The following is a 15,442-nucleotide window of genomic DNA, read 5'->3' on the forward strand; positions in this document are numbered from 1 at the left end:
AAACTCGACCTCAAGATGAGATCTCCTCCTTTAAAATTCCGTCGCCGATTACCCTTAGAGTAAACAACGTTTTTTTAGGTTGGGATAAAAGATGTTTTTTTATTCCATTTGTCAATGAGGTTTTTCCATACGATTCATGGTATAATAATGGCGCTATAGCCTATTCCAAGAGAAGGAAGGTCTCTATTCTTGTCCAAACTAGCTAAGGAGCCGAAACCGGATTGGATTCGAATCAAGTTGACGACCGGCGATAATTATCAGGAAATTAAAGAGATGATGCGTTCCAAGACGCTGCATACGGTATGCGAAGAAGCGCGTTGTCCAAATATATATGAATGCTGGGCCAACCGTACGGCCACATTCATGATTCTCGGCGATATTTGCACGAGAGCCTGCCGCTTCTGCGCAGTCAATACCGGATTGCCTACGGAGCTGGATTTGCAGGAGCCCGAGCGCGTTGCCGAGGCTGCGGAGAAGATGGGGCTGCGTCACTGCGTAATTACCAGCGTGGCACGGGATGACTTGAAAGATGGGGGGGCATCCATTTTTGCGGAGACGGTCCGCGCTGTTCGAAAGCGCCTGCCGCTCTGCAGTGTGGAGGTGCTAATCCCCGATTTCTTAGGCAACGAGGATTCGCTGCGCATCGTCATGGACGCGAAGCCGGATATTTTAAACCACAATATCGAGACGGTGGAACGCCTATCGGATCGGGTGCGCGCCAAGGCCAAATATCGCCGCTCATTGGAGCTGCTTCAGCGTGCCAAGTTAATGCAGCCGGATATTCCTACGAAATCCAGCATTATGCTCGGCGTAGGGGAGGAGTGGCCCGAGATTTTGCAAGCGATGGACGATTTGCGGGCCGTGGATTGCGATATTTTGACGATCGGTCAATATTTGCAGCCTTCGCCGCAGCATTTAAACGTGGAGAAATACTATCGGCCGGAACAATTTGCCGAGCTGAAGGAAGAGGGCATGAAGCGCGGCTTCAGTCACGTGGAGTCGGGCCCGCTTGTACGCAGCTCTTATCACGCCCACGAGCAGGTTAAATCGGCGAAGAGCCGTCAGGACAGCGTTCCGGCAGAAATTTAAAGGGCAAGGCAAGAGGGGGATACCGAATGATTCAGATCGGTGGCAGAACATACGAGCTGATTCAGAATTACAAGAATGCTTGGGACGTTGAAGCGTTCAAGCAGAGATACAGTGAAGTGCTGGATCGGTACGATTACATCCTTGGGGACTGGGGTTACGAGAAGCTGAGGCTCAAAGGCTTTTTGCGGGATAACCATCCCAAGGCGAACCGGGATACCGCTTTTTCGGGAATCACGGACTACATCAACGAGTACTGCAATTTTGGCTGCGCTTATTTTGTTCTTCAGAAGACGAAGGACACCAGGGACAATAAGGACCCTAAGGAGCAGAAGGAGCCTAAGGATCAGAAGGAACAGAAAGAGCAAAGGGGCAGCTCCAAGGCTGTCGCTTCCGCGAATCCGGAGAATGACTCCGAATAGCTAATAGGACAAGCTCCTTAAGCAGCATGCAGGATAACTAACAAATCATTAAGTCGCCCTTCGATTTATTCGGAGGGCGACTTTTTTTGCTGTAGGGAAGGTTATTATCTCGAGAAAAAAGAAAAATCCTGCATATTAGCAGGATTTTATCTGAGATGGACTTAATCACTTGAATCAACTAGATAATTGCATAAATTCTCAATGACTGCTACTTTGTTTTTACCTTCAGCTTCAATAAACCCTGTTGGTAGCTCCAATCGATTTCGGGAAATTTCTTCTTGAAGTCGCCTAGCTCGATAAAGGTTTCATCGTTAAGATTTTTGACACTGCCGGCATCCCGCTTAAATTGCTGCTTCTTTCCCGACCCTTCGGTGATTGTCAGTACGCCGGTCTGTCCCGTCCAGGAAGCATGGCCTTGGACGAGGGCAGCGAGCACGCGGGAGGAGGCGTATACTTTGCTGCCTTCCTGGACCACGTCGAGGTAGCCGCTAAAAGACACGTTGTTGATGTTCAACTCCGAGGCATTTCCGCTGACTTCCATGTTCTTGAGGCCGATTTGATGCAAGGCCGCAATGAGCTGGGCAGTCTGGTTGAGGTTCACTTCCACGTCCGGCTCAAGGCCGATATAGTTGAAATCCTCGCGCTTCGGCGTCAAGTACTTCAGAATCGTCATCTTCAAGGAGCCGCCGTTCGACAAAGAGAAGATGTTCTGGATGCGCGCTTTCCCGTAAGTTTGGGTCCCTACGACTTTGGCAATGCCGTTGTCCCGCAGCGCTGCGGTTAAAATTTCCGAGGCGCTGGCGGTCCACTCGTTGGTCAAAATGACGACCGGCATGTTAATTGAACTGCCATCCGTAACTCTAACGGTTTCCAGCACGCCGTTCTGACTCTCGATGTACATTAGCACGCCGTCTTTGAGGAAATGCTTCGCGATATTTTGCGCCGATTCCACGTACCCCCCCAAATTATCCCTGAGGTCCAAAACGAGTGACTTCATGCCTAACTTCCGGAGCTTGTTCAAATGCACGGCGAATTCTTCATCCGCTTGGTCAGAGAAAGTAGAAATGGCAATGTACCCGATATCCCCCGCCGATATCATGCGGCTTGAAACGGCCGGCAAAGCGAAGTGGGATCTTGCAATCTGGAAGGTAAGCTTGCTGCCGCCCCGTTTAATCGTGATGCCGACCTTCGTATTCTCTTCCCCTTGAATGAGATAAATATCATCGGCGCTGGTCACGGGATAGTTGTCTACGTTTGTAATGACATCCCCTTTGCGCAAACCTGCCGCTTTCGCAGGGGATCCGTCGAGTACCTCGGTGACGTAGAGCTTGCCTTGGACATACCGGAGCAGTACTCCAATGCCGACGTATTCCTGATTAAGATCATTCTCAAACTCCTCGAGCTCTTCCTTCGTGAAATAATCCGAATAAGGGTCTTCTAATGTGTAAACCATGCCCCGTATGGCGTTTTCGATGAACTCTTCCCTCTGAGCGCCCTCAAGGTTGTTATCATTCAAGTATTGCAGAACCTCTCTGAGTACATCGAGGTCATTGGTCTCCGCCGCTATTTCATTCGCGCTGCTGTCTGCATATACCGATTGAGGCAGGCAAAGCGCTAGAAGAAGGAGGGAAATTAAAGCTGTCTTGTACCATGATTTCAGCATAATCGTATAAACGTCCTTTGCTATGTATTAACTAAATATAATTCTATCATACAGGTAAAAAAGGGAAATTTGTATAGAAAAACGGATGTTGCTGCAACATCCGTTTCTCATGCTAATGCGTCGATGTGTAGTTTATTATCCGAGGAAGGCGTTGCGGACGCGGTTCCAGAAGGGAAAAGGACGATAGCGCACGAAGCTGACGCTCTGCTTCGCCACTTGGCAGCGAACGGAGATAAGGTCGCTGATCGAATAATTGATATGATCCAGAGTAAGCAGCAAATTTTGTTCCTTCCGCGAATAAATATCACAGTGATGGTGCTTCGGCAGCACTAGGGAAGACCCGATCGTCCGAAAAACCCGGTTGTTGATCGAAGCGATTTCGGAAATTTGCAAGGCTTTGATCGAAGGATGGATGATGGCTCCGCCCAGGCTCTTATTATAAGCCGTACTTCCAGAAGGCGTAGAGATGCAAAAACCGTCTCCCCGGAACATTTCAAACATTTGATCATTGATATCGACCTGGGCGACAATCGTGCCGTCCACGCCTTTCAAGGTGAATTCGTTTAGGCAAATATACGAGGAGGTCCCTGACTTCTTCTGAATTTCCAGCTCAATAAGCGGATAATGTACAATCCGGGGCTTAAGCAAGGCTTCATCTTTGTGCCGGGTAATCATATCGACGAGCTCTGGAATTTCATTGGCTTGCCAATCAGCGAAAAAACCGAGATGCCCGGTGTGTACCCCCACAAAAGAGATCGACGGTATACGGTCAATGAACGTATGGAAAGCGTGGAGCATCGTTCCGTCTCCTCCAATGGAAACGACGATGTCCGGTGACTCTGCATCCAATTGAAGACCTTGTTTTGCGGCCAATTGATGGAACTTTTCGCTTAATTCAACGGACAATTGATCGCCACGGTCAAGAACGTAATATCTCAAGATGACAGGCTCCTTTGTAATAGATATCAGAAAGAATAACATTCGAAGCAAGAGCTTCCTGGTATCGCAAGAAAAACTACCGTATGTAAAGATCATAATCAATTCTGTAGCAGAACACAACGTTCATTTCCTTGTTCTCCCTTCGGTTCGGGCAAGTATCCGATGAATGATTCGGGCGAGCAGAGATAAAATAAGAAGAACCGATATCAATTTCAGAAAAATTATAAATGCATCAGGAACGCAGCTCCATCCTACCGGCATTTCCTCTTCCAGGGAAATCAGCAGCATGGCGGTCGAGTCAGAGCCCATCATGGGGGTCCAGAGAAGCAGCAATACGGATGCCGCCATAATGCCGTGGATCAAGCGAGCCGCTAAAAAGGGGAGATAGCGCAAGTCCGCTCCGTTCAGAATGCTGGCAACCTGGGCGTGAACGGACAAGCCTCCCCAGGATAAAATGAAGGCCGCCGCTGCGGCTTTATACATGAGCGGAACGCCGGGCGGGGCCGCGGCCGCTTTGGCACCGAGGGTCACCTCGAAGATTCCGCCTACGAAGGGCTCGGCCAAATCGGCCGGGAGGCCGGTTAAACCTAGCAGGGACTGAATGCCCGCATAGAGCAGGCTCATTATACCGGAAGCGGTGAGCAGCTTCAGGATGACCGAGAAGAAAACGACGAGGCCGCCGACGACTGCCATCAGCTGAAGGGAAGAGGAGACCGCCTGCTTCAGCAGTTCGCCTAGGCTTCGCCCGTCGTTTATCCGGGCCTCATGCATCGCTTTGAGCGCGGAGCGCAGGCTGAATTTTGCCGGGGAAGAGGATATCCGTCCGGCCGGAAGGCTCTTCTCCCTAGTACCATAGAACCTCAGCATGATTCCTAGGAGCAGCGCGCTTCCGTAATGGGCCAGTGCCAGAATACCCGCCAGCTTGGAGCTGCCGAAGAAGCCGACCGACACGGCGCCGATGAGAAAGATCGGGTCGGAGGAGGTTGTGAAGGCTACGAGGCGCTCGCCTTCCACGCGGCTGATGAGGCGCTGCTCCCTGAGCTTGGTCGCCAGCTTGGCGCTGACTGGATAGCCAGAGGCAAAACCCATGGCTGCGACGAAACCGCCGCTGCCCGGGATTCGAAACAAAGGCCTCATAAGGGGATCAAGCAATTTTCCTAGGAAATGGACGATTCCGAATCCGAGCATCAGCTCGGAAATGACGAAGAAGGGAAACAGGGACGGAAACAAAACTTCCCACCAGATGGCAAGCCCGGTCACCCCTGCTTCCCAGGAAACTGCGGGATAGTATAGCATCAGGACGCCGATCGACGTCATAGTTATAATGATGAGCGACATGGCAATTCGCTTCAGGTTCATGAGGAACGCCTCCACAAAGTTCATAGTGGAAGTGTATGAGCGGATTAGGACAAACAGCACAAAAAAAGCAAGAAAGCGATTACAATTTATACTGTATTTTTGAAAGAGATGTGTTAGAATAAAAATCACAGATGTATACTTCACGGGACAAAAATCTCTGATGGATGGAGTGTTGGGTATGAGTTTTGTAGCAGGTGTGCTTGTATGCGCCTTTGTGTATGTGATCCGCGCTTCTCGCGTCCATTCCAGTGAAGAGGATTGGCGAAGTTATTGATATAGCAGCAGGTTGATCCTGATGATACGTAAGGGCTCCGGTAGGAGCTTTTATTTTTTTTTGCTATAATTGATACGAAGTACCAAAAATACAATGTGGAAGTTGGAGAGGAATCCTGTGAATCCAAGTTTAAGCATTTATGATAACCTGGGCGGCGAGAAGATCATCCGGCAACTCGTGGAGGCCTTTTATCCCAAAGTAAAGGCGAATCCGCTGCTTGGGCCTTTGTTCCCGGAGGATATTAAGCCCGTGATGGAGAAGCAGTATATGTTCCTGTCGCAATTTTTCGGCGGCCCCTCCCTGTTCTCGGACGCTTACGGCCACCCGATGATGAGGGCAAGGCATCTGCCATTCCCGGTCACACGCGAGAGAGCCGAGGCCTGGCTAGCTTGCATGACGGAAGCGCTGGAAGAGATCGGGGTGGAAGATGAGTTAAAGGATTTTGTTATTCAACGGTTGTCTGGACCTGCTTTTCATTTCGTAAACACACCTTAGCGGCAAAGAAGAGAGAGAGGCGCTGGAGCGTCTTGTCTAATGACGGTAATGAAAGGAAGTAATCGTGTGGAACTGGAACCTCTTTACAAAATCAAGGTGACCTGCGCTAATTGCGAGAATGAGTATTCGACGTCGCGGGTCAGGCCGAGCCTAAAGCGGGCGATCCGGACGGATAGCGATTTTTGCGGCTATTACCGCGATTTGAATCCTGATTATTACGTGGTGCGGGTTTGCCCTTCCTGCGGCTTCGCTTCAACGGAGAACTCGAACGACCACCTGACGGAACGGCAGCGCCGCGAATTCGAGCAGAATATTAGCGACCGCCTCGTAAAGCGAAATTATGGCGGATCAAGAACCTGGGAGCATGCGCTGGAGACTTATAAGCTAGCCCTGCTCTGTGCGCAAACGACCGGCGAGAAGGAACGTATTATCGCGAGTTTGCTTCACCATATCGCCTGGCTGTACCGTTATCGCGAGGAACATGAGCAGGAGCAGCGCTTTTTGAAGCATGCCTTGAGTTCTTACATAAAGGTGTTCGAGAATGAGGGGATCAGCGGCAATGATGCCCGGCTGATGTATTTGATTGGCGAATTAAACCGCAGAATCGGAGCATATAACGAAGCTGTCAAATGGTTCGCGAGAGTAATCAATGACAAGAAAATCATGGATGCCGCAATGATTCGCGCCTGCCGGGAGCAATGGGCGCTGCTGCGGGAAGAAATGCTGGACAAAGGGGAAGAGTTGACGGAAGAGATTAAGGGTTAAAGCTTATAACCGAACTACAGGGGCCGTTCATTGGAAAAGGGAACGGCCTCTTCTGCCCTTACTTGCGTACGACTGTATCGGTCAGCAAGTAATCGGAGTCGCTGTCCAGCAGCGTAAGTTTGTTCTTGCAGCAGGGAAAGACGAGCAGCTTCTTTTTTCCTTCATGCACGCTCTGCACCTCTTGAGGCTTCAGGGAGAGAAGGACGTTCTCTTGCCCGCAAAAAGGGCATTTTGGCGCATATACATCGCCCATGAAAATATCGTAAGGCAGAGCCCTTTCAAAAGGAATCATGAGGACGCACCCGAATCGTCCGCAGGTGAAGGCTTGTTCGCTTCCTCTTTGGCAAGCTCCGCGATTTTTTGCATTAATATATGCTGCGGCATATGCATAAGGTGCTCAAGGGGTACCTTTAATTTTTCGGCTAGTTTAACGGCAGTTTCCGGTGAGACTTGCAGTGGTTTCATATGATCCCCTCCTGTCGATCTGGTTTCTATATCATACACTTTTAATGCCGGTGGCATCAACATTGGCATAAGGAAAGGATGCATAACCATGGCACAACTGACAAATCCGGTACAACAGACCTGGGAGCTGGATTCTATTTTTACAGGGGGCTCTTCCTCGGCGGAGTTTGAAGCGTTCCTGCAGCAACTTCAGGAGGATATCGCGGCGATGCATCAGGAGCTGCAGCAGTTCAGCGCTCCGGGAAGTCTAGAGGAGGCAGCGGGCCTGGATCGGCTGATTGCCGGGCTGCAAAGCGCGGTAGGCAGAATCGTGGAAGCCAGCAGCTTCGTGGCCTGCTTAACGGCAGAGAATCAGCATGATAAGAAGGCTGTGCAGCTCTCCGGCAAAGTCACTGCCTTGCGCGCCGCGTATGAGAATGCAATGACACTGTTCCAAAATGTACTGCGCAATACAGGAGACGAGCTATGGGAGCTGTGGATGTCCAGTGAGGAGGTCGCCCCGATTTCGTTCGTGCTGAGCGAGAAGCGCGACGCCGCCCGTGAGAAGCTGGCTCCAGAGCTGGAGAGCCTGGCATCTGATTTGGCGATCGACGGCTATCACGGCTGGGGGCAGCATTACGACACCATCGTGTCAAAAGTGGAGGTCCCTTTCCAGGATGAAGACGGCAAGCTGACGTCCTTGTCCGTAGGCCAGGCAGCCAACAAGCTGGGGGACAACAGCCGCGCAGTAAGGGAAGAGACATTCAACAGCTGGGAACAGGCTTGGAGCGAAGTCGCGGATTATTGCGCTGATACGCTTAATCGGCTGGCAGGCTTTCGCATTAAGCTATACGAAAAAAGAGGCTGGCACGATATCCTGAAGGAGCCGCTGGACATCAACCGGATGTCCAAAGCGACACTGGACATGATGTGGCAGGTCATTGAAGAGAATAAGCCCGTATTCGTAGCTTACTTGAACCGCAAGGCCAAGCTGATGGGATTAGAGCAGTTGTCCTGGAGCGATGTTGATGCGCCCCTTGGAGAGTCTGCGGACAAAATCTCCTATGAGGCGGCCGCCGAGGAGATCGTGAAGCAGTTCCGCAACTTCAGCCCGAAGCTGGCGGATTTCTCTGCTGAGGCGTTCAACAAGCGCTGGATCGAGGCCGAGGATCGTCCGGGCAAGCGTCCAGGCGGGTTCTGTACGTCGCTTCCGGTCAGCGGACAGACGCGCATCTTTATGACCTTCGGCGGAACGGTGTCCAACGTCTCTACGCTGGCGCACGAGCTGGGCCACGCTTATCATCAGTATCTAATGGATGATCTGCCGCAGTTCAATCAGGATTATGCGATGAACGTAGCGGAAACAGCTTCGACCTTTGCGGAAATGATCGTGGCGGATGCCCTCGTGAAAAACGCGGCGGACGACAAGCAAAAGCTGAGCCTGCTCGCCGATAAAATCAGCAGCAGTGTCAGCTTCTTCATGAACATCCATGCCCGCTTCTTGTTCGAGACGCGCTTCTATGAGAGAAGAAAGCAAGGAGCGCTTAACGCCGGAGAGATATCGGCATTGATGGAGGAAGCGCAGCGCGAGGCATATCATGGGGCGCTGGGCTCCTACCACCCTCACTTCTGGGCATCCAAGCTGCATTTTTATATTACCGACGTGCCGTTCTATAACTTCCCGTACACGTTCGGGTATATGTTCAGTACCGGGCTGTATGCGAGAGCGCAGCGCGAGGGAGAGAGCTTCGCCGCGAAATATGATGCTCTGCTCCAGAATACGGGGCGCATGACTGTTGAAGAACTTGCCAGCAAGCATCTTGAAGTCGACCTGACGCAGCCGGATTTTTGGAGAGAGGCTATGGCTGTGGCAGTAGCTGACGTAAAAACGTTTTTGGAATTGACGGAATGAGTGAAATCAGGCGGGGCTTCTATAAGAGGCCCTGCTTTTTTGTCGTTAATCTAAATTTCCCAAAATGAATTTAGGGGAGAAAAACCAAATTTGTAGGTATAAAGAACTATCTTCATGCAGGTTGATTACTCTATTTTACATCGTTTCGTGCAAAATATGTCACTGTCGTATCTCATAAAAATGGTAAATTGCTCAGGTGTTTTGGATGCAAAATCGATATTGCAGCCGAACAGCAAATAAGTGTGAAACCCTCGGAAAATAAAGGGGAAAATACTGTCGTAAAAGTATGTAATTTGGCGAAAAAATTTGGTTTACATTTGTTGAAAAAACTATAGATATAGTAATAAATAACCATTTTTGTTTCTTATTGTTGATCGGTTAGTCATATTGGAATATAATGAGGCGTAAGCCCTATAAAGGGAATCATATGGGAAGGGAGGGTGGATATGCTGAAGACGGACCAGCTTTCACTTGCCAGGCAGGTTGACATGGTATTTAAGGAGCTTGAAGCAGAATTATCCGGCATGACCTCGGGAACTGTATTTATTCAAATTCGCAATAATGCCATTGGGAAATTCGGTATCCGCCATAATCCGATTGCAGGTCGTAACGGACAATTGTCTGAGGAGGATAGAGGATTAACGAATCAGCAGTTGAAATCGTTTAAAGCGATGGCCATTGAAGCCTTGAAGTTCAAACGTTACTGGACGCATGGGGAAATTAGCTATGAGTTTGCGCTGCGGCAGGACACGATTATTGTGGACGCTATTTTAGAGTCCAATTACAATATGGCAAATTTGATGATACAGCGCTATTCGAGAAAGGATCCGGCAAGTACATATCACGATATCTCATAACATGTCTGCGATCGCGCGTGCAATATACGGCTTGAAACGATGGAGAAAGGCAGGCGACCTGCTCATTGCAGACCGCCTGCCTTTTTATCGGCGAATAGGACACACTGATTACTGGTTAGAACGACCCGACAATTGCTGCTCAGCGATTTGAACCAGACGTTTTGTAATGTAACCTCCGAGAGACCCGGTCTCGCGGGAAGTATAGTTACCGTAGTAACCGTCTTGTGGAATTTGAACGCCCAGTTCTTGTGCAGCTTCCATTTTCAGCTGCTGCAGTGCAGCGTTCGCTTGAGGAACGACAAGGTTGTTGGAACGGCTTCCGTTTGCCATGTTTGTCACCTCCTTTGCCTTTGTGAAATTAGTATGGATTTCGCGAGCTAAAATATGCAGTCTTATTTCTTGCTATAGCATTGGTAATTATTGCACCGCACAAAAAAAGCAATCCTCCGCAGAGAATTGCTTGCTTGATTCCATAGATCCATTTAAAAAAGCACGGCGTAGGACTTAATTAGATTCAGGGTAAATCATTTCCAACTGCAGGTTAAGTTCCAGGCTTTGCTCGGGCTGAAGCTCGATAAGCCCTGTAACTTCATTTGGCAATCCGGAGTTAGGTGCATCCGGGAGCCAGGTATAAGGTTCAATGCACAGAAACTGATCGGCTGCTCCCTTCGTATACAGCACCCAATGCTTGAAATAAGCGGGATCAGCCGAATAGACCAGGCCATATCCATCATCATGCATCAGCGTAGCTCGTACGGGGTTATCGCCGATCCTGAACATCGTATCAAAATCCGTTCCCTGCAGCTTTAAGCCTTGGGTCAAAGGCTTAAGCTCGCCGAGAGGCTCAATTTCGCCGGTTGTAATCAGTTCATCGTCTAATTTATATTTCCCGGAGACGGGCAATGTAACCGTCCACTTATCAGGTTGGCCGTCCAGCAAGAACCAGGTGTGCAAGCCAAGCCCGAAAGGAGCAGGACGATCGCCCAAATGATGAATCCGGAAAGTTTGCGAAAGCTTTGCCCCTTGCAAGCGCAATGTCATTTCTAGCTTGAGCGGTACTGGAAACTGCCGAATCCAATTCGGGTCATCCGAAGTGACGAATTCCGTAGTGATCGAACAGCCCTCATCGTCTTCTTCGATGTCGCTGACGCACCAGGCTTGCGTACGATGAAGGCCATGAATATGATTGTCATTTGCCGTATTGCGGTCAAACTGGTACTCTTGGCCAGCATACACGAAGCGTCCTCTGCGGATTCTTCCAGGCGGAATCAACAAAGGAATTCCGAAGTGATACGGCTTTTGCAAATAGAAATCGAGTTCACTCTCATCTGGGCGGCGAAGTACATCGCGTTGCTGGACATGATCCCGGATGCTGATGACATTATTGCCAAGGCGGGGCAGCAGCGTGACATCAAGCTCACGGCTATGTAACGTATAAGTATCGTAACCGTTCCATTGCCCTTTGGTCACTTTTTTCATATCGATGCTCCTTTTCCCACAAATAATCGAAATCGAACAACTAGCCTTATCATAACACTTTTTGCTGGGGACGAAAAACGGAAGTTGACATGCAAGTCGCACGGCGAGTATGATTGGACATATAAATTTAACAATAAAATGAACGCGATGACAGGGACAAGTAAGCGAAGCGGACTTCTTTCGCAGAAAGCCGGTGGGTGATGCGAACCGGCGAAGTTGCTTAGGCTGAATGGACCCTGGAGCGCCGAGCGTAAAAGACGGCAAACGGTCGTCCTATTAAGCCGGCCGGGTACGCTCCACGTTACGGAGCATCAAGGTTAAGACTTTGCTTGTCTGCGGTTGTTGCCGCTTAACGGGTCTTGGCGAATAAGGGTGGCACCACGGTCTCACGTCCCTTGCGGGCGTGGGGTTTTTTGCGTTCAGCGGTATCGGTACAGAAGCAGAAGCAGTTTTAGAGTGATAAGGAGGAAGTTTATTATGAAAAAAGTTCTTTCCGGCATTCAGCCCAGCGGAAAATTGACTTTAGGAAATTACATCGGCGCACTGAGAAACTTCGTGAAGCTCCAGCATGAGCATTTGTGCAACTTTATGGTCGTCGATCTTCATGCGATTACAGTGCCGCAGGATCCAGCTGCCTTGCGGGAGCAATCCGAACAAGTGGCTGCTTTGTTCGTCGCGGCTGGCATTGATCCATCCAAGGCTAACGTATACATGCAATCCCATGTTCTTCAGCATGCGCAGCTGGGGTGGATCCTGACCACGCTGACCGCCATGGGAGAGTTGGAGCGGATGACCCAGTTCAAGGACAAGTCGGAGGGCAAGGAATCGGTCGGCGCTGGGCTGTTCGTGTATCCTTCGCTGATGGCAGCGGATATCCTCGTATACAATGCTGATCTGGTGCCCGTAGGCGATGATCAGAAACAGCACTTGGAGCTTACCCGCGATTTGGCTGGACGCTTTAACAGCAGATTTGGAGAATATTTCACCATTCCTGAGCCGTATATTCCAGAGGTAGGAGCCCGCATCATGTCGCTTGATGACGCTTCGAAGAAAATGAGCAAGAGCAATCCGAACCCGGGGAGCTATATTTCGCTCCTGGACTCGCCGGCCGACATCCGCAAGAAGATCAGCCGCGCAACGACCGATTCGGGCAGCGAAGTGAGATTCGACCGGGAGAACAAACCGGAGGTGAGCAATCTCATTTCGATTTACAGCCAATGCGCTGAAATTCCAGTGGCTGAAGTCGAGCGTCTTTATGAGGGCAAAATGTACGGCGCCTTCAAGAAGGATTTGGCGGAAGTCGTAGTTGGCCTAATTGAACCACTGCAGCAGCGATACCGCGATATCCGGGAGTCCGGCGAAATTTTCGACATTTTGAAGCAAGGTGCCGAGAGAGCTTCGGAAATGGCGGAGCAGACGCTTTCCGACGTGCAGCGTATGATGGGGTTTATTACTAAATAAGCAACAACTAGACGAAGGGCTAGACAAGGCAGGGAAACCCGGATAAATATCCGGGTTTTCTTGCTGTCGTCACGGAATTGTCATAATAAATTGACCATTATGTAACGATTGTCAGAGACTTCGATGTTTTGATATGATAAAGTTTATAGCAAGAAGGTATAATTCATTAGAATTTTAATTGATTTTATATATAAGCATAGGAGGAAAATATAACGCATGGAAAAACCACTAGGCTATACTGCTCCATCGGATTCCCCTGCGTTGTCCGTGAGACCAACTCCTCCGGGAGAAACGGCAACTTGGAAAGATTTCATAGCCTTAACGAAGCCAGGCATTATCCGCTCGAACGTCATTGCGGTATTTGCCGGGTTTTGGCTTGCCTCTCAATGGGATTTGCAATATGGGAAATTAATCTGGACGATTCTGGGAGCCGTTCTTGTAATGGCTTCGTCTTGCGTATTCAACAATTATTTCGACCGTGACTTCGACATGAAGATGGAGCGGACGAAGAAACGGGCTTTGCCTACCGGCAAACTGTCGCCGCAGATCGTGCTATGGTATGCGATCATTCTCGGCGTAATTGGATTAGCGGTCTTGTTCAGCTTCTCTGGCCTGCTGGCAGGAATATTCGGCGCCGTTGGAATGTTAGTTTACGTCGTCGTGTATACGTTATGGTTGAAGCGTACGTCGACCTGGAGCACCTCGGTTGGTGCGATTTCAGGGGCAATGCCGCCAGTAATCGGCTATGTGGCCGTTACGGGCAAAGTGGACCTGGGAGCCTGGCTGTTGTTTGCGCTCCTGTTCTTGTGGCAGCCGCCGCATTTCTGGGCGCTCGGCATTCGCCGAGTCGAGGAATACCGGGCAGCCGGCTATCCGCTGCTTCCAGTCGTCAAAGGGATTCCGAGAACGAAGCTGCAGATGATTCCATATCTTGTGCTGCTGCTTCCCATACCTGTATTAATGTACGTTTACGGTTATACGGGTATCTGGTTCCTGATCATCGGCGAGGCGTTGTCTGTCATCTGGCTGTACATGGCGCTTAAAGGCATTCGTTCGCAGGATGATGATACTTGGGCCAAGAAAGTATTTATCTTCTCCGTGAATTATTTGACGATCAGCCTGATCGTGATGATTCTGGATACCGTACGAATGTAACCGGTCTGGTAGCAGAGGAAATGATGGAGGCACTGTAATGACTTTGTTGAAAAAATATAAATGGACATGGATCATGCTGGCGATCTGTGTAGTGCTTGCCGGATATTTGCTGTGGAGCTCTCTCGCCAAGCCGAAGCTTCCGGTTATCGGAACCGTAGCCCCGTTCTCGTTGGAGAACCTGGATGGCAATAATGTGGCGCTCGAGGATACGAACGGGAAGGTAAGGCTGTTCTACTTCTTCTTCTCCAACTGTCCCGATGTATGCCCGGTTACGACTTTAAGGCTCTCCCAGGTGCAGGACGAACTGAAGGAGAAGGGATTGTTCGGCAAGGATGCGACGATCGTGTCGGTGACCTTCGATCCGGAGAGGGATACGAGGGAACGGCTTAAGGAGTTCGGGGATAAATTCATGGCGGATTATTCCGGCTGGTATTTCTTGCGGGGAGAGCAGCAGCAGGTCATCGATTTGGCGATGAACTCTTTTAAAATATTAGTGAACCAGGATAAGGACGGTAACTTTGTCCACATGGATCTTATAGGGCTTGTCGACCGTAAGGGGAACATTCGCGAAATGTTCCGTCCTGACGCTACCGCAGAGGAAATTGCGGCCGTCGTGGCGAGGTTGGCGAAAGAATAGAAGCTTATGCGAAGCCGGGCGGGGGATAAACGATATAATCCTCCAGCCCGGCTTTTTCTAATTGCGCGATCAGGTATTCCTCCGGCGTCCCTTCGACCCCCGCGTAGCCCCGCCTGGTATAGATTTGCCCGGCATCGGGAAACGCATCGCGTAGTATCCCGCGGATTCGTTTCCCAGAGGAATCGTTATCCATAAATAAGAATACCTCGTCATCTTTGATCTGTTGGCGAAGCGACTCCAATTTCAGTGAATTCAAAGTGCCGAAAGTACACAGGATCGTTATTTCTTCGCTGAGCACGCGCCGCAGCCTGCTCCGGTCGTTTTTTCCTTCAACAATGATGTAGATCGACAATTAGATCACCTCGGGCTGGTTGTTATCGATTAGAATGGCAGGATAGGATAGCCTCAGATCCCCTATAGTGTATACCGCAATCACAGATGATGCAAAAAAACGAACGCAATGCAAACGGCCTGCCCACGGCAGACCGCTAATA

Annotated in this window: 17 protein-coding genes; 9 read left to right on the top strand and 8 right to left on the bottom strand. The window is 50.0% G+C overall.

Translation table 11 applies throughout. From position 1 onward, the window contains the following. Positions 1 to 189 precede the first annotated feature (189 nt). The gene (gene lipA / locus ACYUJT_RS16870; RefSeq protein ID WP_460324279.1) at positions 190 to 1,089 is read left to right on the top strand and encodes a lipoyl synthase; all 900 of its coding nucleotides are present in this window, start codon (positions 190 to 192) and stop codon (positions 1,087 to 1,089) included. A gap of 26 nt (positions 1,090 to 1,115) precedes the next feature. Next, positions 1,116 to 1,508 (top strand): YutD family protein, encoded by a 393-nt coding sequence (locus ACYUJT_RS16875; RefSeq protein WP_460324281.1) that lies wholly within the window; start codon positions 1,116 to 1,118, stop codon positions 1,506 to 1,508. A gap of 208 nt (positions 1,509 to 1,716) precedes the next feature. Here the strand turns inward: ACYUJT_RS16875 and ACYUJT_RS16880 are convergent, their stop codons facing one another. The 3 genes from ACYUJT_RS16880 to ylbJ all read right to left on the bottom strand — a co-directional run bounded on the left by ACYUJT_RS16880 (position 1,717) and on the right by ylbJ (position 5,469). Then, a complete protein-coding gene (locus tag ACYUJT_RS16880) occupies positions 1,717 to 3,171 on the bottom strand; it encodes a S41 family peptidase (RefSeq protein WP_460324283.1) in 1,455 nt (484 codons plus the stop codon). 135 nt (positions 3,172 to 3,306) lie between these two features. Continuing rightward, entirely contained in the window at positions 3,307 to 4,110 is an 804-nt protein-coding gene (locus ACYUJT_RS16885; RefSeq protein WP_460324285.1) for an NAD kinase, read from the bottom strand. Positions 4,111 to 4,233: 123 nt separating this feature from the next. Next, on the bottom strand, positions 4,234 to 5,469 hold the full coding sequence (gene ylbJ / locus ACYUJT_RS16890; RefSeq protein WP_460324287.1) for a sporulation integral membrane protein YlbJ: 1,236 nt from the start codon (positions 5,467 to 5,469) through the stop codon (positions 4,234 to 4,236). Between the two features lie 391 nt (positions 5,470 to 5,860). Between ylbJ and ACYUJT_RS16895 the strand changes: the two genes are divergently transcribed. Together ACYUJT_RS16895 and ACYUJT_RS16900 are read left to right on the top strand one after the other, a co-directional pair. Next, positions 5,861 to 6,238 carry a globin domain-containing protein gene (locus ACYUJT_RS16895; protein WP_460324289.1) on the top strand — a complete coding sequence of 126 codons (378 nt, stop codon included), beginning with the start codon at positions 5,861 to 5,863 and terminating at the stop codon, positions 6,236 to 6,238. Between the two features lie 66 nt (positions 6,239 to 6,304). Further along, positions 6,305 to 7,003 carry a DUF2225 domain-containing protein gene (locus tag ACYUJT_RS16900; RefSeq protein WP_460324291.1) on the top strand — a complete coding sequence of 233 codons (699 nt, stop codon included), beginning with the start codon at positions 6,305 to 6,307 and terminating at the stop codon, positions 7,001 to 7,003. Between the two features lie 58 nt (positions 7,004 to 7,061). On the opposite strand, the gene ACYUJT_RS16905 is transcribed toward ACYUJT_RS16900, so the two are convergent. Together ACYUJT_RS16905 and ACYUJT_RS16910 are read right to left on the bottom strand one after the other, a co-directional pair. Further along, positions 7,062 to 7,295, bottom strand: coding sequence for a hypothetical protein (locus tag ACYUJT_RS16905; protein WP_460324293.1), 234 nt, complete (start codon positions 7,293 to 7,295; stop codon positions 7,062 to 7,064). Beyond that, positions 7,292 to 7,468 (bottom strand): YycC family protein, encoded by a 177-nt coding sequence (locus tag ACYUJT_RS16910; RefSeq protein ID WP_460324295.1) that lies wholly within the window; start codon positions 7,466 to 7,468, stop codon positions 7,292 to 7,294. Before ACYUJT_RS16910 ends, ACYUJT_RS16905 begins: the two co-directional genes overlap by 4 nt. An 88-nt stretch (positions 7,469 to 7,556) precedes the next feature. Between ACYUJT_RS16910 and ACYUJT_RS16915 the strand changes: the two genes are divergently transcribed. Together ACYUJT_RS16915 and ACYUJT_RS16920 are read left to right on the top strand one after the other, a co-directional pair. After that, on the top strand, positions 7,557 to 9,359 hold the full coding sequence (locus ACYUJT_RS16915) for a M3 family oligoendopeptidase (RefSeq protein ID WP_460324297.1): 1,803 nt from the start codon (positions 7,557 to 7,559) through the stop codon (positions 9,357 to 9,359). A gap of 446 nt (positions 9,360 to 9,805) precedes the next feature. Continuing rightward, complete coding sequence (locus ACYUJT_RS16920) at positions 9,806 to 10,216, top strand: O-methyltransferase (protein ID WP_460324299.1); 411 nt, start codon at positions 9,806 to 9,808, stop codon at positions 10,214 to 10,216. A gap of 108 nt (positions 10,217 to 10,324) precedes the next feature. Here ACYUJT_RS16920 and ACYUJT_RS16925 read toward each other — a convergent pair whose 3' ends face one another. Further along, on the bottom strand, positions 10,325 to 10,546 hold the full coding sequence (locus ACYUJT_RS16925) for a small, acid-soluble spore protein, alpha/beta type (RefSeq protein WP_460324301.1): 222 nt from the start codon (positions 10,544 to 10,546) through the stop codon (positions 10,325 to 10,327). Positions 10,547 to 10,720: 174 nt separating this feature from the next. Next, the gene (locus ACYUJT_RS16930; protein WP_460324303.1) at positions 10,721 to 11,695 is read right to left on the bottom strand and encodes an aldose epimerase family protein; all 975 of its coding nucleotides are present in this window, start codon (positions 11,693 to 11,695) and stop codon (positions 10,721 to 10,723) included. Between the two features lie 477 nt (positions 11,696 to 12,172). On the opposite strand from ACYUJT_RS16930, the gene trpS reads away from it, so the two are divergent. The 3 genes from trpS to ACYUJT_RS16945 all read left to right on the top strand — a co-directional run bounded on the left by trpS (position 12,173) and on the right by ACYUJT_RS16945 (position 14,948). Next, on the top strand, positions 12,173 to 13,156 hold the full coding sequence (gene trpS / locus ACYUJT_RS16935) for a tryptophan--tRNA ligase (protein WP_460324305.1): 984 nt from the start codon (positions 12,173 to 12,175) through the stop codon (positions 13,154 to 13,156). A gap of 216 nt (positions 13,157 to 13,372) precedes the next feature. Continuing rightward, the gene (gene cyoE / locus ACYUJT_RS16940) at positions 13,373 to 14,311 is read left to right on the top strand and encodes a heme o synthase (RefSeq protein ID WP_460324307.1); all 939 of its coding nucleotides are present in this window, start codon (positions 13,373 to 13,375) and stop codon (positions 14,309 to 14,311) included. 37 nt (positions 14,312 to 14,348) lie between these two features. Next, positions 14,349 to 14,948: an SCO family protein gene (locus tag ACYUJT_RS16945; protein ID WP_460324309.1), complete on the top strand. Its 600-nt coding sequence runs from the start codon at positions 14,349 to 14,351 to the stop codon at positions 14,946 to 14,948. Positions 14,949 to 14,952: 4 nt separating this feature from the next. Here the strand turns inward: ACYUJT_RS16945 and ACYUJT_RS16950 are convergent, their stop codons facing one another. After that, entirely contained in the window at positions 14,953 to 15,300 is a 348-nt protein-coding gene (locus tag ACYUJT_RS16950) for a toprim domain-containing protein (protein ID WP_460324311.1), read from the bottom strand. Between the last annotated feature and the right edge of the window lie 142 nt (positions 15,301 to 15,442).

It is taken from the genome of Paenibacillus sp. YSY-4.3 (assembly GCF_054767475.1).

Coding starts and splice junctions, on each gene's coding strand:
- ACYUJT_RS16875 (WP_460324281.1), top strand. CDS start 1,116: ATGATTCAGATCGGTGGCAGAACATACGAGCTGATTCAGAATTACAAG.
- ACYUJT_RS16880 (WP_460324283.1), bottom strand. CDS start 3,171: ATGCTGAAATCATGGTACAAGACAGCTTTAATTTCCCTCCTTCTTCTA.
- ylbJ (WP_460324287.1), bottom strand. CDS start 5,469: ATGAACCTGAAGCGAATTGCCATGTCGCTCATCATTATAACTATGACG.
- ACYUJT_RS16905 (WP_460324293.1), bottom strand. CDS start 7,295: ATGATTCCTTTTGAAAGGGCTCTGCCTTACGATATTTTCATGGGCGAT.
- ACYUJT_RS16910 (WP_460324295.1), bottom strand. CDS start 7,468: ATGAAACCACTGCAAGTCTCACCGGAAACTGCCGTTAAACTAGCCGAA.
- ACYUJT_RS16915 (WP_460324297.1), top strand. CDS start 7,557: ATGGCACAACTGACAAATCCGGTACAACAGACCTGGGAGCTGGATTCT.
- ACYUJT_RS16920 (WP_460324299.1), top strand. CDS start 9,806: ATGCTGAAGACGGACCAGCTTTCACTTGCCAGGCAGGTTGACATGGTA.
- ACYUJT_RS16925 (WP_460324301.1), bottom strand. CDS start 10,546: ATGGCAAACGGAAGCCGTTCCAACAACCTTGTCGTTCCTCAAGCGAAC.
- ACYUJT_RS16930 (WP_460324303.1), bottom strand. CDS start 11,695: ATGAAAAAAGTGACCAAAGGGCAATGGAACGGTTACGATACTTATACG.
- trpS (WP_460324305.1), top strand. CDS start 12,173: ATGAAAAAAGTTCTTTCCGGCATTCAGCCCAGCGGAAAATTGACTTTA.
- cyoE (WP_460324307.1), top strand. CDS start 13,373: ATGGAAAAACCACTAGGCTATACTGCTCCATCGGATTCCCCTGCGTTG.
- ACYUJT_RS16945 (WP_460324309.1), top strand. CDS start 14,349: ATGACTTTGTTGAAAAAATATAAATGGACATGGATCATGCTGGCGATC.